General features: G+C 35.7%; 32 protein-coding genes and 5 pseudogenes. 4 read left to right on the top strand and 33 right to left on the bottom strand.

Annotated elements, in window-relative coordinates; genetic code table 11:
- Positions 1-231: 231 nt before the first annotated feature.
- Positions 232-936 carry a DNA alkylation repair protein gene (locus FEZ13_RS05540; RefSeq protein WP_146552751.1) on the top strand — a complete coding sequence of 235 codons (705 nt, stop codon included), beginning with the start codon at positions 232-234 and terminating at the stop codon, positions 934-936.
- 346 nt (positions 937-1282) lie between these two features.
- Here FEZ13_RS05540 and FEZ13_RS05545 read toward each other — a convergent pair whose 3' ends face one another.
- From FEZ13_RS05545 to FEZ13_RS20425, 7 genes are all read right to left on the bottom strand, one after another.
- A complete protein-coding gene (locus FEZ13_RS05545) occupies positions 1283-1513 on the bottom strand; it encodes a glutaredoxin family protein (protein ID WP_146551783.1) in 231 nt (76 codons plus the stop codon).
- An 811-nt stretch (positions 1514-2324) separates the two neighbouring features.
- Entirely contained in the window at positions 2325-2963 is a 639-nt protein-coding gene (locus FEZ13_RS05550) for a response regulator transcription factor (protein WP_146551784.1), read from the bottom strand.
- A 3-nt stretch (positions 2964-2966) separates the two neighbouring features.
- Entirely contained in the window at positions 2967-3965 is a 999-nt protein-coding gene (locus tag FEZ13_RS05555; RefSeq protein ID WP_146551785.1) for a sensor histidine kinase, read from the bottom strand.
- A 283-nt stretch (positions 3966-4248) separates the two neighbouring features.
- The gene (locus FEZ13_RS20410; protein ID WP_370467680.1) at positions 4249-4401 is read right to left on the bottom strand and encodes a rhodanese-like domain-containing protein; all 153 of its coding nucleotides are present in this window, start codon (positions 4399-4401) and stop codon (positions 4249-4251) included.
- The gene (locus tag FEZ13_RS20415) at positions 4397-4633 is read right to left on the bottom strand and encodes a hypothetical protein (protein WP_370467621.1); all 237 of its coding nucleotides are present in this window, start codon (positions 4631-4633) and stop codon (positions 4397-4399) included. The genes FEZ13_RS20410 and FEZ13_RS20415 overlap by 5 nt, the downstream gene beginning before the upstream one ends.
- 41 nt (positions 4634-4674) lie before the next feature.
- Positions 4675-4887 carry a rhodanese-like domain-containing protein gene (locus tag FEZ13_RS20420; RefSeq protein ID WP_370467622.1) on the bottom strand — a complete coding sequence of 71 codons (213 nt, stop codon included), beginning with the start codon at positions 4885-4887 and terminating at the stop codon, positions 4675-4677.
- Positions 4888-5055: 168 nt separating this feature from the next.
- The gene (locus FEZ13_RS20425; RefSeq protein WP_370467623.1) at positions 5056-5634 is read right to left on the bottom strand and encodes an MBL fold metallo-hydrolase; all 579 of its coding nucleotides are present in this window, start codon (positions 5632-5634) and stop codon (positions 5056-5058) included.
- 602 nt (positions 5635-6236) lie between these two features.
- Here FEZ13_RS20425 and FEZ13_RS05565 point away from each other — a divergent pair.
- The 3 genes from FEZ13_RS05565 to FEZ13_RS05575 all read left to right on the top strand — a co-directional run bounded on the left by FEZ13_RS05565 (position 6237) and on the right by FEZ13_RS05575 (position 8471).
- Entirely contained in the window at positions 6237-6599 is a 363-nt protein-coding gene (locus FEZ13_RS05565) for a DUF5776 domain-containing protein (RefSeq protein WP_146551786.1), read from the top strand.
- Between the two features lie 315 nt (positions 6600-6914).
- On the top strand, positions 6915-7562 hold the full coding sequence (locus tag FEZ13_RS05570) for a hypothetical protein (RefSeq protein WP_146551787.1): 648 nt from the start codon (positions 6915-6917) through the stop codon (positions 7560-7562).
- Between the two features lie 348 nt (positions 7563-7910).
- Entirely contained in the window at positions 7911-8471 is a 561-nt protein-coding gene (locus FEZ13_RS05575; protein WP_146551788.1) for a DUF5626 family protein, read from the top strand.
- A gap of 275 nt (positions 8472-8746) precedes the next feature.
- Here FEZ13_RS05575 and FEZ13_RS05580 read toward each other — a convergent pair whose 3' ends face one another.
- The 26 genes and pseudogenes from FEZ13_RS05580 to FEZ13_RS05705 all read right to left on the bottom strand — a co-directional run bounded on the left by FEZ13_RS05580 (position 8747) and on the right by FEZ13_RS05705 (position 25337).
- Positions 8747-9205: an SMI1/KNR4 family protein gene (locus FEZ13_RS05580; protein WP_146551789.1), complete on the bottom strand. Its 459-nt coding sequence runs from the start codon at positions 9203-9205 to the stop codon at positions 8747-8749.
- A gap of 10 nt (positions 9206-9215) precedes the next feature.
- Positions 9216-9911 (bottom strand): annotated as a pseudogene (locus FEZ13_RS05585) (HNH/ENDO VII family nuclease); the annotation flags it as partial.
- A 53-nt stretch (positions 9912-9964) separates the two neighbouring features.
- The gene (locus FEZ13_RS05590; RefSeq protein ID WP_146548947.1) at positions 9965-10270 is read right to left on the bottom strand and encodes a hypothetical protein; all 306 of its coding nucleotides are present in this window, start codon (positions 10268-10270) and stop codon (positions 9965-9967) included.
- Between the two features lie 16 nt (positions 10271-10286).
- The gene (locus tag FEZ13_RS19955; RefSeq protein ID WP_255473054.1) at positions 10287-10634 is read right to left on the bottom strand and encodes a hypothetical protein; all 348 of its coding nucleotides are present in this window, start codon (positions 10632-10634) and stop codon (positions 10287-10289) included.
- A 5-nt stretch (positions 10635-10639) separates the two neighbouring features.
- Positions 10640-10951, bottom strand: a complete 312-nt coding sequence (locus FEZ13_RS05600) for a hypothetical protein (RefSeq protein WP_146551791.1) — start codon at positions 10949-10951, stop codon at positions 10640-10642.
- Positions 10952-11052: 101 nt separating this feature from the next.
- Positions 11053-11538: a DUF6985 domain-containing protein gene (locus FEZ13_RS05605; RefSeq protein ID WP_146551792.1), complete on the bottom strand. Its 486-nt coding sequence runs from the start codon at positions 11536-11538 to the stop codon at positions 11053-11055.
- A 6-nt stretch (positions 11539-11544) separates the two neighbouring features.
- Positions 11545-12003, bottom strand: coding sequence for an HNH endonuclease (locus FEZ13_RS05610; RefSeq protein ID WP_255473055.1), 459 nt, complete (start codon positions 12001-12003; stop codon positions 11545-11547).
- A gap of 114 nt (positions 12004-12117) precedes the next feature.
- Positions 12118-12531: a YxiG family protein gene (locus FEZ13_RS05615; RefSeq protein ID WP_146551794.1), complete on the bottom strand. Its 414-nt coding sequence runs from the start codon at positions 12529-12531 to the stop codon at positions 12118-12120.
- Positions 12532-12751: 220 nt separating this feature from the next.
- Positions 12752-12907: pseudogene (locus FEZ13_RS05620) on the bottom strand (recombinase family protein); the annotation flags it as partial.
- Between the two features lie 402 nt (positions 12908-13309).
- Complete coding sequence (locus FEZ13_RS05625) at positions 13310-13612, bottom strand: barstar family protein (RefSeq protein ID WP_255473056.1); 303 nt, start codon at positions 13610-13612, stop codon at positions 13310-13312.
- A 15-nt stretch (positions 13613-13627) separates the two neighbouring features.
- Entirely contained in the window at positions 13628-14314 is a 687-nt protein-coding gene (locus FEZ13_RS19960) for a ribonuclease domain-containing protein (protein WP_255473057.1), read from the bottom strand.
- 189 nt (positions 14315-14503) lie between these two features.
- The gene (locus tag FEZ13_RS05635) at positions 14504-15172 is read right to left on the bottom strand and encodes a DUF2625 family protein (protein ID WP_146551796.1); all 669 of its coding nucleotides are present in this window, start codon (positions 15170-15172) and stop codon (positions 14504-14506) included.
- 19 nt (positions 15173-15191) lie between these two features.
- Positions 15192-16841, bottom strand: a complete 1650-nt coding sequence (locus FEZ13_RS05640; protein WP_146551797.1) for a T7SS effector LXG polymorphic toxin — start codon at positions 16839-16841, stop codon at positions 15192-15194.
- A 221-nt stretch (positions 16842-17062) separates the two neighbouring features.
- Positions 17063-17607 (bottom strand): annotated as a pseudogene (locus tag FEZ13_RS05645) (T6SS immunity protein Tdi1 domain-containing protein).
- A gap of 19 nt (positions 17608-17626) precedes the next feature.
- A pseudogene (locus FEZ13_RS05650) lies at positions 17627-17872 on the bottom strand (polymorphic toxin type 15 domain-containing protein); the annotation flags it as partial.
- 118 nt (positions 17873-17990) lie between these two features.
- Positions 17991-18527 carry an SMI1/KNR4 family protein gene (locus FEZ13_RS05655; protein ID WP_146551798.1) on the bottom strand — a complete coding sequence of 179 codons (537 nt, stop codon included), beginning with the start codon at positions 18525-18527 and terminating at the stop codon, positions 17991-17993.
- 21 nt (positions 18528-18548) lie between these two features.
- Positions 18549-19262, bottom strand: coding sequence for an HNH endonuclease (locus tag FEZ13_RS20305; RefSeq protein ID WP_222434397.1), 714 nt, complete (start codon positions 19260-19262; stop codon positions 18549-18551).
- A gap of 193 nt (positions 19263-19455) precedes the next feature.
- The gene (locus FEZ13_RS05665; RefSeq protein WP_146551799.1) at positions 19456-20031 is read right to left on the bottom strand and encodes a suppressor of fused domain protein; all 576 of its coding nucleotides are present in this window, start codon (positions 20029-20031) and stop codon (positions 19456-19458) included.
- Positions 20032-20060: 29 nt separating this feature from the next.
- Positions 20061-20381 (bottom strand): annotated as a pseudogene (locus FEZ13_RS20430) (HNH/ENDO VII family nuclease); the annotation flags it as partial.
- 290 nt (positions 20382-20671) lie between these two features.
- A complete protein-coding gene (locus FEZ13_RS05675; RefSeq protein WP_146551800.1) occupies positions 20672-21238 on the bottom strand; it encodes an SMI1/KNR4 family protein in 567 nt (188 codons plus the stop codon).
- Positions 21231-21941 (bottom strand): HNH endonuclease family protein, encoded by a 711-nt coding sequence (locus tag FEZ13_RS05680; RefSeq protein ID WP_146551801.1) that lies wholly within the window; start codon positions 21939-21941, stop codon positions 21231-21233. Before FEZ13_RS05680 ends, FEZ13_RS05675 begins: the two co-directional genes overlap by 8 nt.
- A gap of 175 nt (positions 21942-22116) precedes the next feature.
- Positions 22117-22572: an SMI1/KNR4 family protein gene (locus FEZ13_RS05685; protein WP_146551802.1), complete on the bottom strand. Its 456-nt coding sequence runs from the start codon at positions 22570-22572 to the stop codon at positions 22117-22119.
- 13 nt (positions 22573-22585) lie between these two features.
- Positions 22586-24172: a T7SS effector LXG polymorphic toxin gene (locus FEZ13_RS05690; RefSeq protein ID WP_146551803.1), complete on the bottom strand. Its 1587-nt coding sequence runs from the start codon at positions 24170-24172 to the stop codon at positions 22586-22588.
- A 128-nt stretch (positions 24173-24300) separates the two neighbouring features.
- Entirely contained in the window at positions 24301-24486 is a 186-nt protein-coding gene (locus tag FEZ13_RS19380; protein WP_186725784.1) for a T7SS effector LXG polymorphic toxin, read from the bottom strand.
- A 172-nt stretch (positions 24487-24658) separates the two neighbouring features.
- Positions 24659-24940: a YwqI/YxiC family protein gene (locus FEZ13_RS05700; protein ID WP_146551804.1), complete on the bottom strand. Its 282-nt coding sequence runs from the start codon at positions 24938-24940 to the stop codon at positions 24659-24661.
- A 25-nt stretch (positions 24941-24965) separates the two neighbouring features.
- The gene (locus tag FEZ13_RS05705) at positions 24966-25337 is read right to left on the bottom strand and encodes a YwqH-like family protein (RefSeq protein WP_146551805.1); all 372 of its coding nucleotides are present in this window, start codon (positions 25335-25337) and stop codon (positions 24966-24968) included.
- Positions 25338-25386: the final 49 nt, after the last annotated feature.

Raw genomic sequence — 25386 nt, forward strand, 5'->3', positions numbered from 1 at the left:
CTGAAAGCCCCGCAGTAACGTAGTGACGAGGAGATTGAAGCCAAGCCCGTGGAAAGCGCCGTCTGGAGTGGAACAAAAACTTCTGAATATTAACGTTCATGTTGATTAGAAATGTTCGTGTTTTTCATCTGGATTTTGCATTATGAAATTGATTCATTTATAAATCAGTAGGCCTTTTTAAATGAAATTGTTACAATGAACTATATATTAGAAAAATTGGATGTGAAAATGATGGATGTGGAAATGGTGATGCAGGAGTTTGAACAACTTGGAAAAGAACGAGCGAAAAAAACATATATACGTAATGGCGCACATGAACCATTGTTTGGGGTGGCTACTGGTGCTATGAAGCCATTGTTCAAAAAAATCAAGAAAAATCAACCATTAGCAGAGCAATTATATGCCACAGGCAACTATGATGCTATGTATTTTGCTGGGATGATTGCAGATCCATCGGTGATGACTATGGAAGATTTTGAACGTTGGATAGATGGCGCTTATTTTTATATGCTGTCCGATTTTGTGGTTGCTGTCACTTTGGCTGAAACAGACATTGCACAAGAGGTTGCTGATCAATGGATCGCAAGTGGTGAAGAACTCAAAATGTCAGCGGGTTGGAGCTGTTATTGCTGGCTATTAGGAAATCGAGCAGATAGTGAATTTAGTACCACAAAAATTGCCAATATGCTTGATCAAGTAAAAAAGACGATTCATCATTCTCCTAACAGAACAAAATCAGCTATGAACAATTTTGTTTACACAGTGGGCATTTCATATGTGCCGCTACATGAAAAAGCAGTGGAAACAGCGAATGCTATAGGCCCTGTTGAGATAAACCATACAGGCAAGAAAAAAACGATTTCCGCCTCTGAAAGTATTCAAAAAGAGGTTGAAAGAGGAAAACTAGGTTTCAAACGGAAATATGTCAGATGTTAAAATCAACTGTGATTCCACGATCCAAAAATGCATTGATGGTACAAGCAGATTCGTGAATTAACTCAAACAGTTCCTATTGTCCATCCTAACGCGTCGCTTGTAACTCTAAAAGTAAGATACATACCAAATTATCCCAAATAAATATCGAAAAACGTTAATGGTTTCGCATCGCACGGTCAATATAATAGTCGATTCCTTCAAAAGGATGGGCTTATTAAGAGAAATATACCCCATCATGAGCCGCTAACTCAAGCTGGGGTATTCTTTATGATTAAATGATGACTAAGTGTCACATACTTTCCTCTAAAGATTGATGACTATATAAAAAGAAAGCTAGATCTTTCCCCTACTCTACATATAATTTAATAGAGTCTGGATCAAATCCTAGTACCCAGTGTCCATTAATGTTTGTTTGAGGCACACCAAGCTGTCCAGTAGCTTGCACAAGTTTTGCTGCAGCGTTTTGGTCTAATTGAACATTAACCTCTCTATAAGGAAGACCCACACTGTTTAAATAATTTTTAAGCATCGTGCAATATGGACATGTACTCGTTGTATAAACTGTAATATCGTTCATGAAGATTCACCCTTTCAATTTATAATATACCTATATGGGTATATTATAATGACAGAAACAATTAGTCAATGATTATGTTCTTTATTTATGGTTCAACATAAAAATCTGTTTTCAACATAAAAAATAGGCAATTCATTATATCATCTTATCCTCAAAATATAGCTACTTCATTGATCCCCGCAACAGCTTGCTTTCTTATGGAATGTTGAATTTGCTTCCTTAATTAACACTGACAAAGTGAACGAGTATACATTTTCGAAGACTTGAACAATCCTCCCACTTCAAACAACCATAAGGCGACATTGAAAACATGAGTTAATGTGTTCTTTCGCATTTTATGTATGATGAAAAATCATTATTCAAATGAATCAATTTTACAAATCATGTTCTTCTTGAAAAATTGGGCCATTTAATGCTGACTGATTTTAATGGTGACATTGAATGGACTTCCTGAATCAACACCGCACGAAGAAAATGCTTGCATTTTCGAGGACTCGAGCAAGCCGCAGCGAAGATCTTTATAAATGGTCCTGAAAATACAGGATTTTTCAAAAATTGCACCAAGTAATTCCTAATTTTTATAAAATCAACGCACGTGTTTCATTATAAGTATATGTTTGGATAAAATCCGTGAAAAGGCACCCAAATCTAAATATTAATCTCAGACATATTGGTGAGTAAAACGTGAAAAACTTCCAATTAGATGTCCCACGTGAGAAACGAAACAGTTCATAATAAATGTTCATATTTTTTATATAGATCCTTGCTTTATGGTATTGATCCTATTATAAGGATTTTTAGAATCTACCTTCTAATAGATATCTAAGAGATTGTATTGTTTAGCGAACTCAATCCAATAGCTTCGTTTAGAATTACCCAGTTTGTTACTTATATTTCTTCGATGATTTTCTACTGTACGAACGGAGATTCCCAATTTTTCAGCAATCTCTTTTTGAGAATTGCCAAATACTGTTAAGATAAACACATCTTTTTCACGTTGAGTTAAAGGAAGATCCCATGGCGTTTTTTTATCGTTTATCACTTTTCCATCTTTTTCTACAATTTGTTGATTGGCAAACAATTTTTCACCATGAATAATCTTTTTTAATTGTTCCACTAATTCATCTCGCTTTAGCTGCTTGATCAAATAGCCATCTGCACTAGCTTCATAGGCTTTTCGTTGATATACCTCTTCATCATACATGGAAAATATAACGATTTTAGCGTGTGGGAGAATCCGACGTAGCTCCCCAATCGCTTGCATACCATCCATTCCCTCAGGCATTGATAAATCAAGTAAAATCAGATCGAATGGATGATTCAGAGCTTTCACAATTGCCTCTCTTCCATCCTCAGCGAAATGTGTTTCTTCAATTTCAAACAAATCTTCTAACAAAAATGCTAATCCATCTCTTACGACTGGATGATCATCTACAATTAACATCTTCATCTGTCATTTCTCCTTTAACTTAATCGAGCCTATTACTTTCGTCCCCTCTTCTATATTACTTTCCCAATCGATTTTGCCACCAATCATTTCCATTCTCTCGATCATATGATAAAGACCGAATCCATTCTTTTTAGATGCCAACACATTAAACCCTTTTCCATTGTCTTCTATTTTAAAATAAAGTGTATCTGCCTCCACTTTAAAAGAAATATCGATAGCTGTAGCTTGTCCGTGTTTGACTGCATTTCGAACAGCCTCCTGGATAATACGATAAATATGCAATTCTTTCTCCTTATCTATCATGGCGATATCTTCTATATGTAAGGCAATCGCAATTTTATAAATATATTCCCAATCCTTAACGCTATCCTGCAGAGCTTGTTTGATCCCTAATTGATCGATAATAACCGGTCGAAGTTGTTTGGATAAGCGCTTAATATCTTCCATTGTTTGCTGTAGAGTATGGTCTAATAATTGCAGATGTTTCTGATACCTGTCATTTATCGTCGCCCCTTTTAATCCTTGCAAACCTAAAAATACACTATATACACTTTGACCGATATGATCATGTAATTCTTGGGTCAAGCGTTTTTGAGTTTCCTCTTGAACTCTTAAGGTATCATGGACAAGCAGCCTTTTAATCTTATTCTTCTCTTTTTCCATATTCCATTTAGGATCACGAACAGTAAGAATAATATAAGATTCATCCTCAATTTCAATACGCGACGAACTCATTTCTAATGATTCATCCACACCTTCATAGGTAGGCATATGCGCTTGGAACAGAGGAAGGGGATTATCTAATGCTAATATACAACGCTGTTCTCCAGGCTGAACTTCTCGAATCCGACAATAAGAACAATAAGGTACAAGTCCACCTATATGCCAGCCGGTTAAATCTTTTGCTTTTTGATTTAAATAGTAAATGCTACGTTGTTCATCCATTAAAATAACGCCATCTGATAAATAATTAAGGATGATTTGAAAAGCTTGCCTATCCATTTGATTGCCTCCTATACAAACCCTATAACTCGACCGTATCAAACAAAAACCATTAAGTCAAAAATGAAGATTTCAATCCGTTTTCTCGATAATTCAAGCGTTATTTTAATATAAAAAAGTAGATAAGGTACAAGTTAGTAACTAATTGATGTTAGTATTAATTTTGAAAATAAAACCGTATGAAAACAAGGGTTATAAATTTGATTTCATACGACCTATTTATTTTTAAGAAGGTTATGTTCCAGCCTTCTCATCATATTTTATTATAAAATCATTGAATGTCTCAAACCCATTGGCTGTATCCACCTGTCATGTTTACTACATTTTCAAAACCTTTTGCTTTTAACAAGCTAATAGCAATTGCTGAACATCCACCAGCCTGACATTGAAGGATTACTTTTTGTCTGCAGGTACTTCGCTTAGTCGATTCTTCAATGTCCCAACCATGATATGTTTAGCACCTTCGATATGACTTCATTAAATTCTGTTAAGTTGCGTACGTCGATCAATTCAGCATTTTCTTTTTCTAATATTTCTTTTGCTTCAAGTGGTGTTACATTTTCATAGCTGTCTAATTTTTCAGCTTGTTCCATCACTGAATCCACATCTGCATAACCTAACACATAATCGATACCGATTGAACGTAAAGCGATTAATATATCTTTCATTTGTTCCGGTTTTGCTAATAGGTAAAGCGGTTCTTTATACTCTACAATCCATCAGACCAGTTTGTAAAAGAATTATTGAATGGAATGTTTACTGTACCAGCAATAAAACCTTTTGCATATACATCAGATGGACGAGTATCAATTACTTGGTTGCCCTCTGCAATCAGTGTTTGTAGTTGTTTGTAAGACTCTATTACTTTTACTTCTGGTAAATTTTTTATTAATTTGATGCCAACTTTATTGACTGATTTCATCACAGCAAAGTAGTATGGCGGTTCTGGTTGACCGTCTAATAAATCTTTGATGAAATCTGCCTCATTATCATATTGCAGGGCCCAGTTGAATTGTTTTTCATAACCAACAGTTGAAGATGGTATTGCCCCTAATGCTTTACCACATGCATTACCTGCACCGTGAGCAGGCTATACTTGCAAGTAATCTGGTAGTGCTTTAAAGCGTTCAATTGATTTGTACATTGCTTTTGCACCAACATCTGCAGTCCCAGCTATACCGGCTGCTTTTTCAAGTAAATCCGGACGACCGACATCACCTACGAATACGAAGTCGCCAGTGAAGATCCCCATTGGCTTGTCAGCTTTGCCACCTCGATCTGTTAATAAAAATGAAATACTTTCTGGCGTATGACCTGGTGTATGCATTGTTTCAAAAAGTAGATTGCCAATTTTAAATTGATCACCATCTTTTAATAGTTTATGTGAAATACCTTCTAAATTTTGATATTTCCAGTTTTCATCTCCTTCGTCAGAAATGTACATGGTTGCATCAAAACGATCCGCTAATTCTCGAGAACCTGTTACAAAATCAGCGTGTATATGTGTTTCAAGAGAACCTACAATTTTCATGTTTTCTTTTTTGGCTAATTCAATATATGGTTCAACATTACGCATTGGATCAACTATTACTGCCTCACCAGCTTTTTGACATCCAACCATATACGAAGCATGTGCTAACTTTTCATCATAAAAATAACGTAATAACATATGGAATTTCTCCCCCTTTTCTTATATACGAAAATGGCTAAGTCCAAGTCCCTCATTTTTTCTAATTAAACTGATTGCTATTTACCTTTTATTTTAATGAGAAAAATCAACTTATTGAGTGCATATCTTCTTTTAAATAACCATCTTCACAAACTAATTTATACCCCAACGGGTATTTTGTCAAACAATATAGATATGGCTGTTTTTAAACTCATTAGAATCTCTAGATAGGCATTTTCTAAAAGCAATTATTCGATCTTGTACTCGCTTAATGTGCCGCTTGTATAATTTTCTAGCTGTAGCTTCCCACTCTTCATCTGCGATTAGATGCCATCTATGTAGCTTTGCATATTCGACACATCATTGGATAATTATTCTATATCTTTACTTTGATTGTAATTAAATCAATGAACTTTTTCTTCAATATGTTTCAATGACCTATCAGCCATATAAAATTAAAAAATCCCCCAATCTCTATACTTGCGAAAGGGGAATTTTATAACTTAAATTGTATTCTATTATTGTCTGAATAGTTTTGGGGACAGGCACCTAAAACTTGATATTTCCTTCGTAATACTTTAAAGCCAGCCATTTTATTAGAGGTGTGTTTTGTAACAAGTGAGAAAGATGCAGCTGCCTATCATAAAAACTTTAAAAATCTATGTCAAGCAATTGCCAAAGTGATTGCAGAGGAACTTGGATACAAGAAAAAAGTGACAAAAGCTAGTAAAGCTAAAAATAAAACGTCTTCTTACTATAAAAGTGGCACAGGTTTATACAGGATTAAAAAAAATTGTGGAGCATATGACGGAGTGAAATTTAGTGGCTCTAAAAAGATCCACAAGCTGAAAAAAGGAGAAGTCTTTACGATTGTGGACGTGGTGTGCTGTGGATCGGTATATCGCTTAAAAACGAAATCCGGATTGTTTATCACTGCCAATAAGGAATATGTTGAAAAAGTATAAAATAAGCCCTTCTGCCGTTTGTCTGGTAGAGGGGCTTATTTATTGTAAGGTAATTTAAAAAACATATACAAGAAGTACTGAAATGATAATAGTCTGAATTAATGTGATTAATGAAAATCTCTTATAATCAATATCATTAGAATTAATGATGAGTTTTTGCCCAACGATGTTCAGGATTAACATCAAAATGAGTGTAATAAAGAATGTTTGTAACATGTTATCCTCCTTTTATTCTCAAAAATGGTTTACTTTTGAAGTAAATAGTATTACCCTTAAATAGTACTATAACATATTTTGTAAACGGAGGTAATTGTAATGAAGAAAGTTTTAATGATTGTAACATTAGCATTTGTATCCATCTTTTCATCTGTATCATTTGGCATATTCGATTCAACAGCTTTCGCTGCTGAATCTGAAGATGCACAAATTTTGACACCCGATCAAATAAATGAAATGAATACAGTGTTAGAAGATTTAAGAAAACAAGTGAACGAAAAATTAGATCAAGGGGAAACAGATATAACTGTATATGGTAATGTAAGTTTTCAAGATGAACCAGTATGTTTATCGTTTAAAACTGAAGACTCGGGCTTTAAAGAACCATTCAGTTTGATAGATACAAACAGCATCCAAAGTACAGCAAGTTCAGCAAAACAAAATAGGTCTTATCGTGCAATATTAAAGAATACTGCTGGATTTAACTTTTCGCACGAACTATCTGGAAACTTTTTGTGGGGTTCGGGTAAAGTAGGTAAATACACTTATGATGCAACCTTATACGGTCCCCTCTACGGTAAATCAGATAAGACAAAAGCTACGAGACTAGATAAAAGTGTCGTTGAAATATCAAGCACTGGAAAATTTAGAGCTTTAAAATATGCACCTGTTGAGTACAGTACACATATTGTAGTAAGACTTTATGGTAGTGGTACGTATAGTGTAATTAAAGCTACAATGGGATAATTTAATTTATTTAGCGAAAAAGGCAGTCAGAAAAGACTGCCTTTTTATGTGTGTTAATAATCCCTTATTCACTTTCTAAGCCTATTCCATTTTTTTAGTGGTGGAGGAGAGTACTTTGCCAGCGACGGACGTTATCGAGGAATTGCGAAAGTTGAAAAGGAAGATCATTGAAGTGCTTGAAAGCATTTAGAAATACATATGAACGAAAAAAGACTAGGACTCACATTTTAAATGAGCACCTAGTCTTTTGGTTCAAGTTTTCCACTATATACATTTATGGAAAAACCTATTATATATTTATGATATGTGGTATTATAAATAAATAATAAAAGAAATGGAGATGCAGTTATGATTTTGAAAAAATTTATAAAATTATTTGTTGTAGCATTAAGTTTTGCAGTAGGGATAACATTATTGTCACCAGATCTATTAGCATCAGCAAAAACTAATGATGAAAATGAACTTGTCACAGATCAGGATTCAGAAATTAAAATTGATTTATCAAATGGTAATACACAAGAAAGTACATATGTTGATGAAAATGGTACAAAAGTTACATTTGGTGCAGAACCTGAATTAGAAGATAATGAAGGAGTAATTATGCCACTTTCTACAGAAACTCTTCCGAGCGGTACATCAAAATGGCATATTTATTGGTATTCGGGTGCTGTAAATATGTCTTATCATATTAAAGTAAAACGTACTAGTTCTAGTACGAAAATTTTAGATGCATACGATCTAAGCGTTTCTTCATTTGGTTACTCTTTAAGTGATACTTCTTTTACTCATACTTCAAAAAAGGCTGAGTATAGTGCAACTGCTACAATATACACAGGGTTGTTTAGTTTAAATGTTTATTTAAAAGCTAGTGTTAGTGGTAAAACATTAACCATTAAAGCTAAAGCATAAATTGTATTAGAAATTGGGAAGGAGTGAAAGTGGATATGGTAGCGACGACAGTTCTTATTGTTTTTACAGCAGGTCTAGTTTTACTCATAAGATTTTTATTTAAAAAGTATGCCTCAAGTGGTAAACATTGAAATAAGCAGAAAGATAATTTACTTTATTAAAAAACAGAAGACCAGGACTCACATTTAAATGAGTACCTGGTCTTTTTCGTTCATTCACTTTTTGGTTCAGGTCCATACCATTTCACTGTGTGGGTGCCTGTCACTTGAACTTCATCACCGATCTTTTTCATCTTCCTCCCAGTTTTCTTTCATTTCGTTTAAATAATTCCAAAAAAACTCTAAAAAATTGCTAGCTTCTTCAGAGTCATAACTTCCGCTATCAACATCCCATGATATTACCGGACATTCACCGTTATTCATCTTATTGGTGTCTAAACAATATGCGAAAGCATCTACATCAACAATTACTACAATCCCATCATTTAAGCCATAAAATTTTCGATAGTTTTCTGTAGTCTTTACTACTGCCGCTCCTCCAAAATTATATCCTATTATTTGTACACCAAAAATTCCACCTGACCCATATTTTCTTAAAAACCACTTGTAACTTTTAGGTAATATAACATTAAGCTGTCTTTCAATGAAATTAATCTTTTCCTCATCAATACCTCCAGTAAAATCTTTTTCTTTACGAAATTCTTCGATAAATTTCTCGACAGTGATAAAGTCCATATAATTCACCTCATTTGTTTTCTATTTCAAATTGTTTCGCTCTCCATTTCCAATATCTTAACCGAAAATTGTTATATTGAGCTTTCAAAATTAGATTATTCCTAAAGCTTTCTCCATTTTCTTTTAGACCATGTAATATCTTACTATATTCTTGATGCAGACTTCCAGGTATCTCTACCATAGAACCTGGCTCTTCCTGAAGTAGATGATGTAGATTAATTTGGGATCCATCCTTTGCAAATGGTGCATTCCCATCCTTCATTAATTCTAAATTTGTTTTTCCCGCTTCAGTCATTTGATTTATATCTAAATCTTTTAGTGTATAAACCCTTCTATCGATATCTTTTATTTTACCCTTAGCTTTAACTTTCCCTTTTATTTCGACAGCATTGTATTTTTCACCCAACCATGGTACTGATATGCTTTTTCCTGTGAATGATACTCTGCTTGTATTAGAAACTTTTTGTGCTTTAGAAATCAACTGATCTCTCAAGCGAACGCTATTCACCGTATTATAAGGCACACCCCCTGCGTTCACGTTCACACCAACTAATTGGTGTTGGGGCGCATACGGATACAGGTCGAGCGTCGGGATTTTTTGGGCTGCGCCTTTTACTTTGTGGACGCCTACTTTAGCAGTGGCTTTGACTGTGGTCATTCCTGTCTTCGTTACAGCGCCTAATCCTTTGGTGCCCACTACAGATAATTGTGTGGGTGCCTGTCACTTGAACTTCACTTGAACTTTAAGGCTTCTCATTACTAGACGTTATTGATTTTGTCTTTATAAACTTTTAAAATTATTGTGTTTAAATCACTGATTTCTGAGAAATGCCATTCAAACGTCGTTAGAATTCTATGAAGTTCAAATAACATTTTCTCTATTTCATCACCATTGTTCATATCTAATGAACCAAAATTGTTTAATATAATATCTAAATCTCTAGTTAACACCCTAAAATCCTCAAGGTTCTCGTACTGTTCATCTAAATCTTCTTTATTTACAATATTAATATTTGAATTAAGTTTATCTAGTATGTCCAATATTCCTTCTAACTTCTTATCCATATAAATTCCTCCACTTTTATTTCCACTCCTTAACTACTCGTCCAAGTGCTTTCTTAGTCTTGTCAGGATTTAAAGTACCATCTAAATTCAATACGTATTTCACATTCCCTGTCTTATCTATTACTTCCAAATGGTCTTTGTGTAATGCGTCAAGATAAACTCCATAACCCTTTTTCAGATATTGGTTATCAGTTTTCTTTTCCACCTTATCAATTGATTGTCCATCATACTTTACTTTTGATTTTGATAAGGAATTACTTATTATTTTTCCAAATTCCATATCAAAAAACTCATTCATATTTGATACAGGTTTAACAATACCCTTAGTAACCGCACCACTTCCCTTACTTTCCACCTTCGCCATAGAAATCAACTGATCCTCAAGCCAACGCTATTCACCGTATTATAAGGCACAATACCTGCGTTCACACCCGCTAATTGGTGTTGAGGCGCATAGGGATACAGGTCGAGCGTCGGGACTTTTTCGGCTGCGCCTTTTACTTTGTGGACGCCTACTTTAGCAGTGGCTTTGACTGTGGTCATTCCTGTCTTCGTTACAGTGCCTAATCCTTTGGTGCCCACTGCGGATAATCCGAGGGTTCCTAATGCGTAGGATATCCATTGTGCGCGTGACTTGGCATCTCCATTAATGACATCCCACTGAAATGATAATGAATCCAATTAAAATAATTCGAATTTAAAAAGCCTTCAATCTTTGTAAAAATTAAAGACTTTAATTGTAGCTTATTGTCAGAATTGTGTGGGTGCCTGTCACCAAAACTTTATAGTACAATATCTTGATAACCTACTTCTTCTACAATTTCATCTTCAATTTTTATTCCTAATCCATTTTCAATATTCCAAGAGACATCGCAAAGTAAACCAAGTCTTCTTTTTCCATTCTTCCTTACTCTTCTTACAATTAATTCAGTTGGCTTCACTAATTTTTTTAAATCTGAGATAGAATCAATTTTTGAAGCAAAATTGTCTGCTTCTGAATCACTTCCTAACATCTCTCTATACTCTTCATAGTTTTCATTATAGTAATCATATATTTGCTTTTCTGCCTCATTTATTATATTTTTCATATCTTCAGTAAAATGAAGAAATGCCTCTCTCTGTACATTTGAAAAATCAGCACTTTCATGTGCATCAACACTTAATAGTATTTCTTTTTCCAAATCAAACATTCTAATAGTTGTTTTTCCTCTCCAAAAGTTATTTTTATATTCAAGTTTGCCAAATAAATCATCATTAATCATTGTCATTCCTAATTATTCTCCTAACTTAACTTTTATATTATATTCGCCAATTCCACCCAAATGTTTAAAAACACTATTGATTTTACTTGGCACCAATTGTATTGTTTCCAAGTCATTAAGTTCATGCCAAGTATATTTATTATCTTCTCTCCAATCAGCTATATCTTCTGCTGTCCATTTTTGATCCGGTGTACTCCACTTTTTAGCCAATTCTTCATCAGCAGTTGAAAAATTTGATTTTCTATCATTAGTCATGTTTTCTAATTTAATTTTTCCTTTGGAAAATGGAGAAAAATCTGGCATTCCATTTTTGTACTCAACTCCGTCAACACCAGCCTCATCAAGATATTTTTTGATTTCTCCAGTCTTATCAGAGATAAATAACGATTCTGCTCGTTCGCTACTCCATTCACCTCTATTAACGGGTGTAGTTTTTACCCTTTGCTCATAAGTGCTATATTTAGGCTCCACGTCAAAACCTCTAGTAGAGTCTATCCACCTAGCTTTCGCCGTACCCTTATCACTACCTCTAATTGTGAGGGTGCCTGTCACCAAAACTTCATCTATACGATAACCGCCATACAATTAACTTACAGTATATTTATTTCCATTTATAACGATGCTTTTTGCTTCAACTAATAATAAAGCATTCCATATTTCCAACGCAAAATTAGCATTAGAATAATATTGATTTACCCATTCCTCTTCTATTGATGAGGGCTTAATTTGTCCTATTCCCCCAACATAAAAATCAATTGACGTTAATTCTAAATAGTCATCTTCCTCGACATTAGCTTTTGTATTAAGCCTTTCTTCACCGGTATTTTCAACGAAATACCATGCCGTTACTCCTTCAAAAATCATTTTATACTTATTTTCATAGCCGTTATCCATTGTCTTCAACTCAAAACTAATAGTGTTTTTCAAGATATCAAATTCATATCTTTCAATAATCGCAGCCCACATTTCATTGAGTAAATCGGATAATCTATCCTCCATATTATCACTTTCCTTTATATGATTTTATCATTATATCAATCTGTTTTAGTGCGTCATCGGTTATATCAATATGGGGAAGGCTTCTATCATTAAATATTTTACCATCACGAGTTAGTGAGCCTTTTCCATCAATACTAACTCTAAAATATGGTTTATTTCTCCCTCCAGAACCTGCTTCCATGACCTTACTGTAATTGTGTGGGTGCCTGTCACCAAAACTTCTTGCTCCACAAATTCCTTCATCTCTAAAAATATGTATCAAGTTCAAGCCTTGTTCTTTACAGTATACTTTAATTTCCTCTTCTTGATACTTCAAGCTGTATCCATCTCTTGCTTGTCCTTGAGTCGAGACTCGTATATACCCAACAACATTCAACTTCTCACTCTCCCCGTTACATAAATTTTAATTTTCGTAACGCTTTTAACGAATAGCGAGTATTATACGACCCTCTCTAGTAAAAATACAACCAAATTTTTGTCTGCCCTGTTGCTAAACTTGTAACCTTCTTACGTAACATACCTTTTATCGCCACGAGCTTTGTCATTCTCGTTAGTTTTAGCCATTCCATGTCATAACTACCCCGGCTATATAAAATGTCATCTCGCCTATTTATCCAACCTAAGTATTAAAATGATACTCCATGATGGTACAGCCATCATGAGCTATCGATTCTCAAACAAACCATTTTCTTATTGTCTCATACAAATTTTTCTAATTTAATCTAAACTAAAGTAAAAAACCCTTGAAAAGCGTTTAGCCAATCAAGGTTTTAAAATATTATTTATAAACAACTTTACATTTCCATTGTGGATATTGTTCGTTAAAATCATTTAAGAGGTTAATGAAGATTTGAGAATCTTTTGGTAGTCTCTCTTCAACGTTGCTCCACCCCTCAAAAATCAAAGTTTCAGGTAATTCAATTAGTCCAGTAATTGCATCCCAAAATGCATCCCAGTTCATTCCATAAAAATCGGGTAATTCAAGATTCTTTTTTAACAAACAATGAAGATCAGTTGAATTTTGAACTGCACTCACATCCAATATAAGTTTATCTTGTTTTGATTCATTCTCCTGTGTCATCAATATAATCCCTCTTTATTTATAAGTTCCGATAAAATGAACTGTTTTATAATGATCAGTAGTTATATACATTTGCCCATCGTTAGAATAAAGTAGTCTTGAACCAGGCTGTTTACTTCTTGCCATTGTGTTATTTAGGCCAACATCCGCTTCATACCACACTCTTCCAGGTGCATTAGGTAGCACATTTGTAGTGTTTTTGAATACATCTCCACCAAGTTGCCCACCAGATACATAGTTATTAAGCGCTTTTCCCGGTTTCCAGCCGTTTAATACAGCCACATCCTTATTAACATAATTTGAAGGTAATTTTCCAGTTTGCCTTAAACTATCTACTATTGGATTAGCTGACTCAGTAACTTTAAGACCTTCCTTGTATTTAGCATGTAATGCGATATTGTCTGCCCCGGATTTACCCTTACCCTTACTTTTCACCTTCGCCATAGAAATCAACTGATCTCTCAAGCCAACACTATTCACTGTATTATAAGGCACAATACCTGCATTTACACCAGCTAATTGGTGTTGTGGCGCATAGGGATACAGATTGAGTGTCGGGATTTTTTGGGCTGCGCCTTTTACTTTGTGGACGACTACTTTGGTAGTGGTTTGGCTGTGGTCATTCCTGTCTTCGTTACAGCTTCTAATCCTTTGGGTGCCTACTGCGGATAATACGATGTTTCCTAATGCATAGGAGATCATCTCGCTCGTGAATTGGCATCCCCGTTGGTAACATCTCGTTTAAATGATAATGAATCCAATTAAAATGATTCGAATCTAAAAAGCCTTCAATCTTTGTAGAGATTAAAGACTTTAATTGTAGCTTATTGTCAGAATTGTGTGGGTGCCTGTCACTTGAACTTATATTTTTTACCGGAATCTACTCTGTTTTTACAAAATGCCTAATCTAAGCCTATTGTCTAGGTTAAGTTCCCACAATTCAATAATTGGAACCATATTTTTTGAACGATTATTCAACTCTTCCCCTTCAGCCCAAAGATATGGATAAATTAAAATACCTTTATCTCCTGAAACATGACTAACATCTTCTTTCCAATTATTCCACCGAAAATCCTCATAAAACACTTTTAAATTTCCATTTAATGACCAATTTATAAAATCTGCATATCCCATTCTTAAATCTTCCCACTCTAACGTGTCCGGTGCTAAATAAAAAATATTACCTACTTCACCATCAAATACTCCACCGTTTAGAGCAAAAAAACCACCGACTGCATCGTCAGCAACTAGCAATGAACCTTTTTGAAGTGTTGCTTTACCACCCGCATCAATTTGATTCCATGAAGATATATCTCTACTTAACCTATCATGACCAGATCCAAGTATTCGTAACCAACCATTATCAATTAGCATACCACCTGTATTATAAATAATAGAACCTAAAACAGACTTTGTAGACACTTGTAGTTTTACAAGTACCTCCCCATTAGAACTTGTATTAGCAGAAAGTACTTCTACATGGTTGATCGCGTTTTTTATCCATTCTTTGATGGTGCCCCAAGTTTCAGAAGGTATTAATAAATCATTTAGCAGTTTCATGTATTTACCTCTTTTCATATCATTTTATTATTTTAATTTTTACTTTTGTTCCATCAGGATATGGACGTAATTGATGTCCCATTGTTGATCCAGAACCTCTATTATCTGATTGAGGAATAGGTCTTACACTTGCTCCTTTTCCTCCCTCTTCAAACATTGCAGGGGGATACTCATCTAAATCCTTTCCTGTAACTTTATTCAGCCCTTTTAATGATTCTCTTCGATTCGCTTTTGAGGTATCGCGCTTAATTGTTAACTCAGATGGCTGACCATTTTTTTGAGCATCTTCGATATGCTTTGCTGATTCAGGGTATTTACTTTTTGAAATTGTCACTTCAACATTACCCGTACCCTTACCGCTACCTCTTGCTTCCATCTTCGCCATAGAAATCAACTGATCTCTCAAGCCTACACTATTCACCGTATTATAAGGCACAATACCTGCGTTCACACTCGCTAATTGGTGTTGGGGCGCATACGGATACAGGTCGAGCATCGGGATTTTTTGGGCTGCACCTTTTACTTTGTGGACGCCTACTTTAGCAGTGGCTTTGACTGTGGTCATTCCTGTCTTCGTTACAGTGCCTAATCCTTTGGTGCCCACTGCGGATAATCCGAGGGTTCCTAATGCGTAGGAGATCCACTCGGCACGTGACTTGGCATCCCCATTGATGACATCCCGCTGAAAGGAATCAGTAATGGATTTCGAAAGATAATCGTACGTTTCGATGGGATGAGCAATGGCATCCATTGTCCTTTCTATTGTTTTTACGGGATGAGTGGCGAAGTCAAATATGCCTTTTACAAAGTCTTTTCCCGCTTTAAGGAGACCCTTTGAGATGCCCTCCGCGGTTTCCAGCATAGTGACGATTTGTTTTTGGTCATCATCGAGATTTTCGATGCCTATTTCTTTCGCGATTTTTAGATACTCACTTGGTGTGGAAGCTTTTGCGAGTTTCTTTTGCAGTTCTTCGATGCGATCCACTTCTTCTGTCTCTACTCTTGAACAGGTACTTCCCACCTCATCCTTCAGCCAGCTATCTAGCTGATACTGGCTTAATGTGCCGCTTGTATAGTTTTCTAGTTGTAGCTTTCCGCTTTTCATCTGTGATTGGATGCCATCAATGTAGTTTTGCATATTCGACACATCATTGGATAATTCTTCAAAAGCTTTACTTTGATTGTAATCAAATTGGTGAACTTTTTCTACCGTAGACTGAATCTGTTTTTGAGCGTCCGTCACTTCCTCCAAAAAAGAGGCATCATTTAATGACGGTGTTGCCACAATATCTTGGATGGAAAGAATCGTTTGATTGGCCTCATCTGTAAGATTGATGGTACGATTGGCTGTGTTTTGGAGGCTAGTTTTTAAGTCCTCTGTTAAAAAAGCTTCGTCGATCCGGCCATTTTTGGCGGATTCTAGCTTTTGTAATTCATGGTCCATAGCTTTTAGTTGACGCTCGTAATCAGCTATAAAAGCTTGGTAATAGGAGATAAATGGCAGGTGCACTTCTTGATAATAGGCTCGAATTGCCTCCCCACTTTCTCCTTTAAAAGCATCTTCCAGCGCCAGTATCCCTTGTACCGCTTTTTCAATCTCCGCCATCTCAGTTTGTTTATTTTTTAAGGACTTGAGCGTTTTCTCGATGCCATTCTGTAAACCTGCCACATCTAGTACTTTTGTGATAACGATCCACCTTCCTTTACGTTTCGTTCAACTTAATGTCGTTTTGCGTTTCAATGTGTGCTAGCTAAACCGGTCGGGATATCCACCACTTTTTACTACTTCGTAATGAAATGGATTTTCCTACCTCTTCTATCCCTTCATAAGCATAAACAGTTCATTTAATTGTGTGGGTGCCTGTCACCAAAACTTACATGCTCCGAATATTACTGAACTGGTCCCATAAATTCAGTAATAATAAGAATATGTTCTTTCAATTTGACTATTTTTAGATTCTCTACTTTTTCTGCTCCACCTAAACCTAATAGAGGTGTATAGCCGAAGCACTCATCATAGTTAGGGGCACTGTATTTACTAATCGCTTCAGGATAAGGCTGCCACATTAATTCATCGTTCATAAAGTCATTATCTTTTAAGTCATCAAAAAAGAATTCAAATCCAGATGAAACAACATTAACATATCCTTTCCTAAAGTTTAATAAATTTACATACTTATCTTTTTCCCATACTATAATATCACCCATTGCGGTTGTAAAAATAGGAATGGCCTGCTCATACCTTAGATAACTTCTCTCTAAAATACCTAAATAATCGTCTGGATTAATAACTTTTAAAAAGTCATTTGCGAAAGTACCAAAACCATATTTTTCCATGTTTCTATTAATTCTTCAGGAATTTTATCCTTATATTTTAAAATAACATCTTCATCTACTGTTTCATGTTTAATAAAATCGCTAAATATAGCTTCCAATTAACATACCCTCCTTTGATTATTGGGTTAATTTCACATTTAAATAAGTATTCTTTAGCTGCTCAGGTGACATATTCTTTGCAATTTTCCTAATTTGCTCATCAACAATATCAATTCTATATTTCCATTGTGAACCTATCGAGGAATTTACTCTTTTATCCCCCATACCTCCAATAGTGTCTGCTCTTCCTCCAGCTATTTGATCTGGATTATGAAGCGCTGCTTTTGTTTCCAGCCATTCTGAAGCTTGCTTTGTCGCATCTGCTCTGGAGAATTGTGTGGGTGCCTGTCACTTTCAACTCTCCGCAATAAAATGCAAATTATTAATAGTTATTTTTCCTTAACTTAGAAGATAACCGTTTTATCAGTTAATAATTCTTACTCTATTTATCTGAATTATTTTCTAACTCTTTTAAAAAATCTGAGTCAACCCATACTTTTTTCACTTTGTATCCCTCCTCTGATTCCTTTATGTCATCTCTCTCAATAGAATTTAAAAATTCATTAAATGTTTCCGCAATAAAATGCAAATTATTAATAGTTATTTTTCCTTCTTCGTAGTTAAATTCTTCTTCATGATCCCAAAAGTAAACATATCCATATCTATCTTCTGATAGATTTAAACATACCAAATTCCCGCCTGCATCTCTTCCAATTGGAATACAGGTATTAGGTATTCTATTTTTATATGTTTCAAATTGGCTTATTAAATCATCGTCTGCCCCTAATCCAAACATAGATGTAAAAATAAACCTTTGCTCTCCATTTTTATAATAACTACTAATGCTATTTTTTACATAGCCACCATTATGTTGCCGCAGAAATTCACTATAATCATTTGGCAACTCATAACCAATTTTTTTAGAAAATGCAATTAATTCATTTTCATTAAATCCTTCATTTGAAACTATGTTAATCATAAAACACCTCCACTATTTTTTCTAAGGTTTTAGACCTTTATTAATCAGGGAAGCACCACCAGTGTGCCTTACTGCTCCATGAATATCACTTGGAACCAACATCATCGTTCTTCCATCTTCTACATGATGCCATGTATATCCTGCTGGAGTATTTTTAAGACCTAATACCTCATTAGCTTTTTTAAAATCATAATAATGGTCCCCGATTAATCCATCTATTTCTAATTTAGCTTTTGAATAGGGTCCAAAGTCAGGGAAGCCTTCTTTCGAAAATTTGACACCTTCAGGATACTTTTGGTCTAAATCACTACTTAGTTTATAAACTTCTCCAGCATATTTTTTATTTATTATTCTAACCCTGTCTAAGGTATTACCCGTACCCTTAGTACCGCTACCTCTCGCCTCCACCTTTGCCATAGAAATCAACTGATCTCTCAAGCGAACACTATTCACCGTATTATAAGGCACAATACTTGCATTTACACCAGCTAATTGATGTCGGGGCGCATACGGATACAGATTGAGCGTCGGGATTTTTGGGGCTGCGCCTTTTACTTTGTGGACGCCTACTTTAGCAGTGGCTTTGACTGTGGTCATTCCTGTCTTCGTTACAGCGCCTAATCCTTTGGTGCCCACTACAGATAATCCGAGGGTTCCTAATGCGTAGGAGATCCACTGGGCGCGCGACTTGGCATCCTCATTGATGACATCCCTTTCAAATGATAATGAATCCAATTAAAATAATTCGGATTTAAAAAGTCTTCAATCTTTGTAGAGATTAAAGACTTTATTTGTAGCTTATTGTAATTGTGTGGGTGCCTGTCACTTGAACTTAAATTTCAAAGGTGTTTTGTTATAATAATCCGTTTTAAATTATTAAAAAAACCTTGAAAGGCATTAAGCCAATCAAGGTCAACAAACTAGAAAATTACAATATTGATTCTCTATCTAAATCAAAGATATCTATTTCTTCCTGTTCAAATAATTCTTCTAATGAATCTGTTCCTTTTTCTTGAGCAAATAGATACTCATTCTCAGATATTGGAACAGCTAGCAGCCAAGTCACTTTTTTGTTTGGAAACTCAAGAGTCTTTAAATCTTCCCACAAGAAAGGTGACACAAATAACACATGTTTCATCTCAGTATTGGGATAATACATCTTTATTATATCTCGAAATACTTTACCATGGGAAACTGAAAATTTTGAGTTAATAATACAAAATGCACAGCTTGCCAGTATATTGGGAAATTGCTCATAATCTGTTGCACTTGCTCCTACTATTTCTATTCGCAAAGGTGTTTCATCAACAGTCAATTCAATCGAATGGTCAGATAGTCCAATAGTTGAGTATGATGATACACCGTCAAAGGGCCTGTTGACTGTTGTTAGCATATCTATGTTACTGACATTATTTTCGTCCCAGTATTTCGAGACACTAGGTTTACCCCCAAAAGCATGTAGTGCTGTCTTTGCAATTATTTTATTCTCATTAGAAATACTCAAAGTAAACCTCCTTATGCATCTTTACAATTTTAATCTCCGAAATAATTGTCGGTCAAGTCTTCACCTTTATGGCTTCTGTTAGAAGAAGGTAATTCAGGTCGGTAATGGTCTGGATTATTGTGTTCATCTAGAAACTCTTTTCTTGAGATACCCCTTTCTTGGGCACTCCGTTGATGCTTTCTAAATTCGTATCCAGGTTTATGTCCCATATCCCATGGTTCTTCTTTTTTCATTACTTTTCCAGTACCTGGGTCTCTTACTTCACTATCTGCACCTTTAGCTTTTTCCCAAGCTTCATCCCTAACACCTTTTCTATAACCTGAAGGACGGCTATATGTTTTGTCAATCTTATCCGTACCCTTAGTACCCGTACCGCTACCTCTCGCCTCCACCTTCGCCATAGAAATCAACTGATCTCTCAAGCCAACGCTATTCACCGTATTATAAGGCACAATACCTGCATTTACACCCGCTGATTGGTGTTGGGGCGCATACGGATACAGGTCGAGCGTCGGGATTTTTTGGGCTGCACCTTTTACCTTGTGGACGCCTACTTTGGTAGTGGCTTTGACTGTGGTCATTCCTGTCTTCGTTACAGTCCCTAATCCTTTGGTGCCCACTGCGGATAATCCAAGGGTTCCTAATCCTTTAGTAAATCTTCATCTAAAAATATATCAATATCATCTAATTTAATATCATTTTTTATTGCATGATTCTTAAATTTCAAAATAAATTCTTTGAAAGAGTTCGCAATAAGATAAAAATGTTCCCTTCCATCTTCCTTCTCCATTTCTTCTTCATGATACCAATAATAAACTTTATCTCTATAGTCCTTTTTCAAGCCTAAACATATCAAGTCTCCCCCACCTGCATCTGCAATAGGCATAATATCAGTACCTAAAATCTCATGATAAGTTTGTACAGCTATCTCAATATCATAGTTATTATTTGTAATTCCATAAAAACAATGTATTGAATCAAAACCATCTTTTGGAGTTACAGGTGTACGCTCAATTGGATGGTACATTATGTCATCTTTAATAAAACTTCCTCCATATTCAAGTAAAAATTCTTTATAGTCCAATGGAATATTTACATTATAAATACGTTCTATCTTATTAACACTGTCTTCATAATTATTTCTTTTTACTACTATCATATCCATATCAACAATCTTATTTAATGTGCTTTTTAGTGCTTCATTCACTTATATTTCCTCCTCTCAAATCAGATGCAGAACCAATATGAGGTATATTTCCATGCAGATCAGTTGGAATCAATTCAATTTCAGTAGAACTTTTATGGTGTGGTGTTAATCCTTTCTCTTTAAGCCAAAACTTTGCTTGATTAATTGATTTAAATCCTTTTAACTGTTTAATTTTTTCATAAACTAAATTAAAATCATTTTTAGTACCATCTAGCATCCCCTCTTTAAACTTGATAGAACCTTTACTCCAGGGTGTAAAATTGGGTCTTCCCTCTTTAAATTCTATACCTTCATCATTCGTTATTTTTTTAACCTGTGGTTTTTCTGAATACCATTTCGAATTACCAGGTTCACCTTTCCATTGACCATTTCTTCTTGGTAACCTTGTTTTAGGACTACCTATACTTTCCACCCTCGCCATAGAAATCAACTGATCTCTCAGCCCAACACTATTCACCGTATTATAAGGCACAATACCTGCATTTACACTGGCTAATTGATGTTGGGGCGCATACGGATACAGGTCGAGCGTCGGGATTTTTTGGGCTGCGCCTTTTACCTTGTGGACGCCTACTTTGGTAGTGGCTTTGACTGTGGTCATTCCTGTCTTCTTTACAGCGCCGAATCCTTTGGTGCCCACTGCGGATAATCCGAGGGTTCCTAATGCGTAGGAGATCCTGGGCGCGTGACTTGGCATCTCCATTGACTACATCCCGTTCAAATGCTAATGAATCCAATTAAAATAATTCGAATTTAAAAAGCCTTCAATCTTTGTAGAGATTAAAGACTCTATTTGTAGCTTATTGTCAGAATTGTGTGGGTGCCTGTCACTTGAACTTTGGAAATCAAGTGTCTGTGGAAAGAGTTATGGTGTCTATTCACCAATTTTCTTCATCTTCTTCCCAGTTTTCTTTTTTTTCGTTTAAATACTTCCAAAAAAATTCTAAAAAATTGCTAGCTTCTATAGAATCATAACTTCCACTGTCAACATCCCATGATATTACCGGACATTCACCGTTAATCATCTTATTGGTATCTAAACAATATGCAAAAGCATCTACATGAACGATTACTACAATTCCATCAGATAGACCATAATATTTTTTATACTCTTTAGTAGTCTCTACTACTGATGCACTTACTAAACCATAACCTAGAATATTTATACCAAATATACCGCCTGATCCATACTTTCTTAAAAACCACTTGTAGCTCTCTGGTAATACCACATGAAGCTGTTCTTCAATACTATTAATTTTTTTTTCGCTTATCCCTCCAGTAAAATCACCATCATTGTACTTCTCAATAAATTTCTCAACAGTTTCAAAGTCCATTTTGTCACCCCATTTATTTTTCCACTTCGAATTCTTTTGCTCTCCATTTCCAATATCTTATTCTAAAATTGTCATATTCAGCTTTTAAGACAGGATCATTCCTAAAACTTTCTCCATTTTCTTTTAGTCCATGTAGCATTTTAGAATACTTTTTGTGTAAACTTTCGGGTATCTCTAACATAGTACCTGGTTCTTCTTGAATTAAATGATGCAAATTAACGATTGATCCATCATTCGCAAATGGAGGACGCCCTTTCTTCATCAATTGTAAATTTGTTTTCCCTGTTTCTGAATCTACTCTATGAATATCTAAATTTTTAATCTGATAAACCCTTCTATCGATATCTTTTATTTTACCCTTAGCTTTAACTTTCCCTTTTATTTCGACAGCATTGTATTTATCACTCAACCATGGTACTGATATGCTTTTTCCTGTGAATGGTACTCTGCTTGTATTAGAAACTTTTTGTGCTTTAAAAATCAACTGATCTCTTAAGCCAACACTATTCACTGTATTATAAGGCACAACCCCTGCGTTCACACTCGCTAATTGATGTTGGGGCGCATACGGATACAGGTCGAACGTCGGGATTTTTGGGACTGTACCTTTTACCTTGTGGACGCCTACTTTGGTAGTGGCTTTGACTGTGGTCATTCCTGTCTTCGTTACAGTGCCTAATCCTTTGGTGCCCACTGCGGATAATCCGAGGGTTCCTAATGCGTAGGAGATCCATTCCGCACGTGACTTGGCATCCCCATTGATGACATCTCGTTCAAATGAATCAGCGATGGATTTCGAAAGATAATCGTAGGTTTCAATCGGATGTTTAATGGCTTGGATAGTGCCTTCTATTGATTTTCCAGGATCGTCTATAAAATCATCGATTCCTTTTAAAAAGTCTTTTCCCACTTGGAGGAGACCCTTTTGGATGCCCTCCGCCGTTTCCAGTCTAGCGACGATTTGTTTTTGGTCATCATTGAGATTTTCAATACCTATTTCTTTCGCGATTTTTAAATACTCACTTGGTGTGGAAGCTTTTGCGAGTTTCTTTTGCAATTCTTCGATTCGATCGACTTCTTCTGTCTCTACTCTTGAACAGGTACTTCCTACCTCATCCTTCAGCCAGCCATCTAGCTGATACTGGCTTAATGTGCCGCTTGTATAGTTTTCTAGTTGCAGCTTTCCGCTCTTCATCTGTGCTTGGATGCCATCTATGTAGTTTTGCATGTTCGACACATCATTGGATAATTCTTCAAAAGCTTTACTCTGATTGTAATCAAATCGATGAACTTTTTCTACTGTCGTCTGAATTTGTTTTTGGGCGTCCGTCACTTCCTCCAGAAAAGAGGCATCATTTAATGACGGTGTTGCCACAATATCTTGGATGGAAAGAATCGTCTGGTTAGCCTCATCTGTGAGGGTGATGGTACGATTAGCTGTGTTTTGGAGGCTAGTTTTTAAGTCCTCTGTTAAAAAAGCTTCGTCGATCCGGCCATTTTTGGCGGATTCTAGCTTTTGTAATTCATGGTCCATGGTCTTTAGTTGACGCTCGTAATCGGCTATAAAAGCTTGGTAATAGGAGATAAAGTGAAACTCCATCAGTGGGGGTTTTCTTCATCCCCCACTGATGGTTAGTTGAACCAATCGGACTTTTACGGGCAGTTGATCCTCCATCTATCTTTCTCGTTTCTCTCTAAATCTTCTTGAGATGGGGGTCTTACTGCCCGTTAAAGCGGGATAAATGGCAGGTGTACTTCTTGATAATAGGCTCGAATTGCCTCCCCACTTTGTCCTTTAAAAGCATCTTCTAGCGCCAGTATCCCTTGTACCGCTTTTTCAATCGCCGCCATCTCAGTTTGTTTATTTTTTAAGGACTTGAGCGTTTTCTCGATGCCATTCTGTAACCCTGCCACATCTAGTACTTTTGTAATAACGATCCACCTTCCTTTACGTTTCGTTCAACTTAATGTCGTTTTGTGTTTCAATGTGTGCTAGCTAAACCGGTCGGGATATCCACCACTTTTTACTACTTCGTAATGAAATGGATTTTCCTACCTCTTCTACCCCTTCATAAGCATAAACAGCTCATTTCAGCATTTGATGGTGATCTCCCAGCTTTTCATCCAGTTCGATCATGCTCTGAACAGCTTGTCGGCTGGTTTTCTCGTTTTGTATTAATAAAATTTTGTAGGATTCTAACACTTGTCCGATCGTTTGATGGAGATCCTTCCATTTCTGGATGACCGTTAGAACATTATCCTCACCGATTGCAGAAGGGAGCGAAGTCTGAAGCGTATTTGTGGAAGATTTCATCTTAGAAAGGGCTTGGTCAATGTCCGTTTGTTTGATTTTAATTTCCGTACTCATCCCATCGCGTCTCCTTTGATTTCAGTTATTTTGCTTTTGCCTTCTCTTTCTCCTTTTCAGCGGCAAGAGCTTCTTCCAGACTTTGAATCGTCTGCTTGATCGTACTGATTTCACTTTGTAAGCTGCTCGTCTTGTCGCTTATGGCCTTATAAACAGCATCAAATTGTTGCGCGTCTAGCTCAAGATATTTTGTCTGCATCTGTTCATGGCGAGTTTGATCAAACTTATTAGCTAATACCCCTTGCCAGGTATGACTGGAGAGGTCAGGTTGCGTCAGCTTTTTTTCATACCCAATCAATTCTTGTTGATATATGTGTAGCTGATTGCTACAGGTCTGAAGCCTTTGAAGTTGATATTGCTTTTCACTTAAAAGTGCATAGTAATACGCTAAAGACATAGGTTCCTCCCCCCTTTTATAAAAAACAAAAGTTCTCTAAACTCTTTCA

It is taken from the genome of Rummeliibacillus sp. SL167 (assembly GCF_007896505.1).
In the GTDB taxonomy this organism is placed as follows: Bacteria; Bacillota; Bacilli; order Bacillales_A; family Planococcaceae; genus Rummeliibacillus; species Rummeliibacillus suwonensis.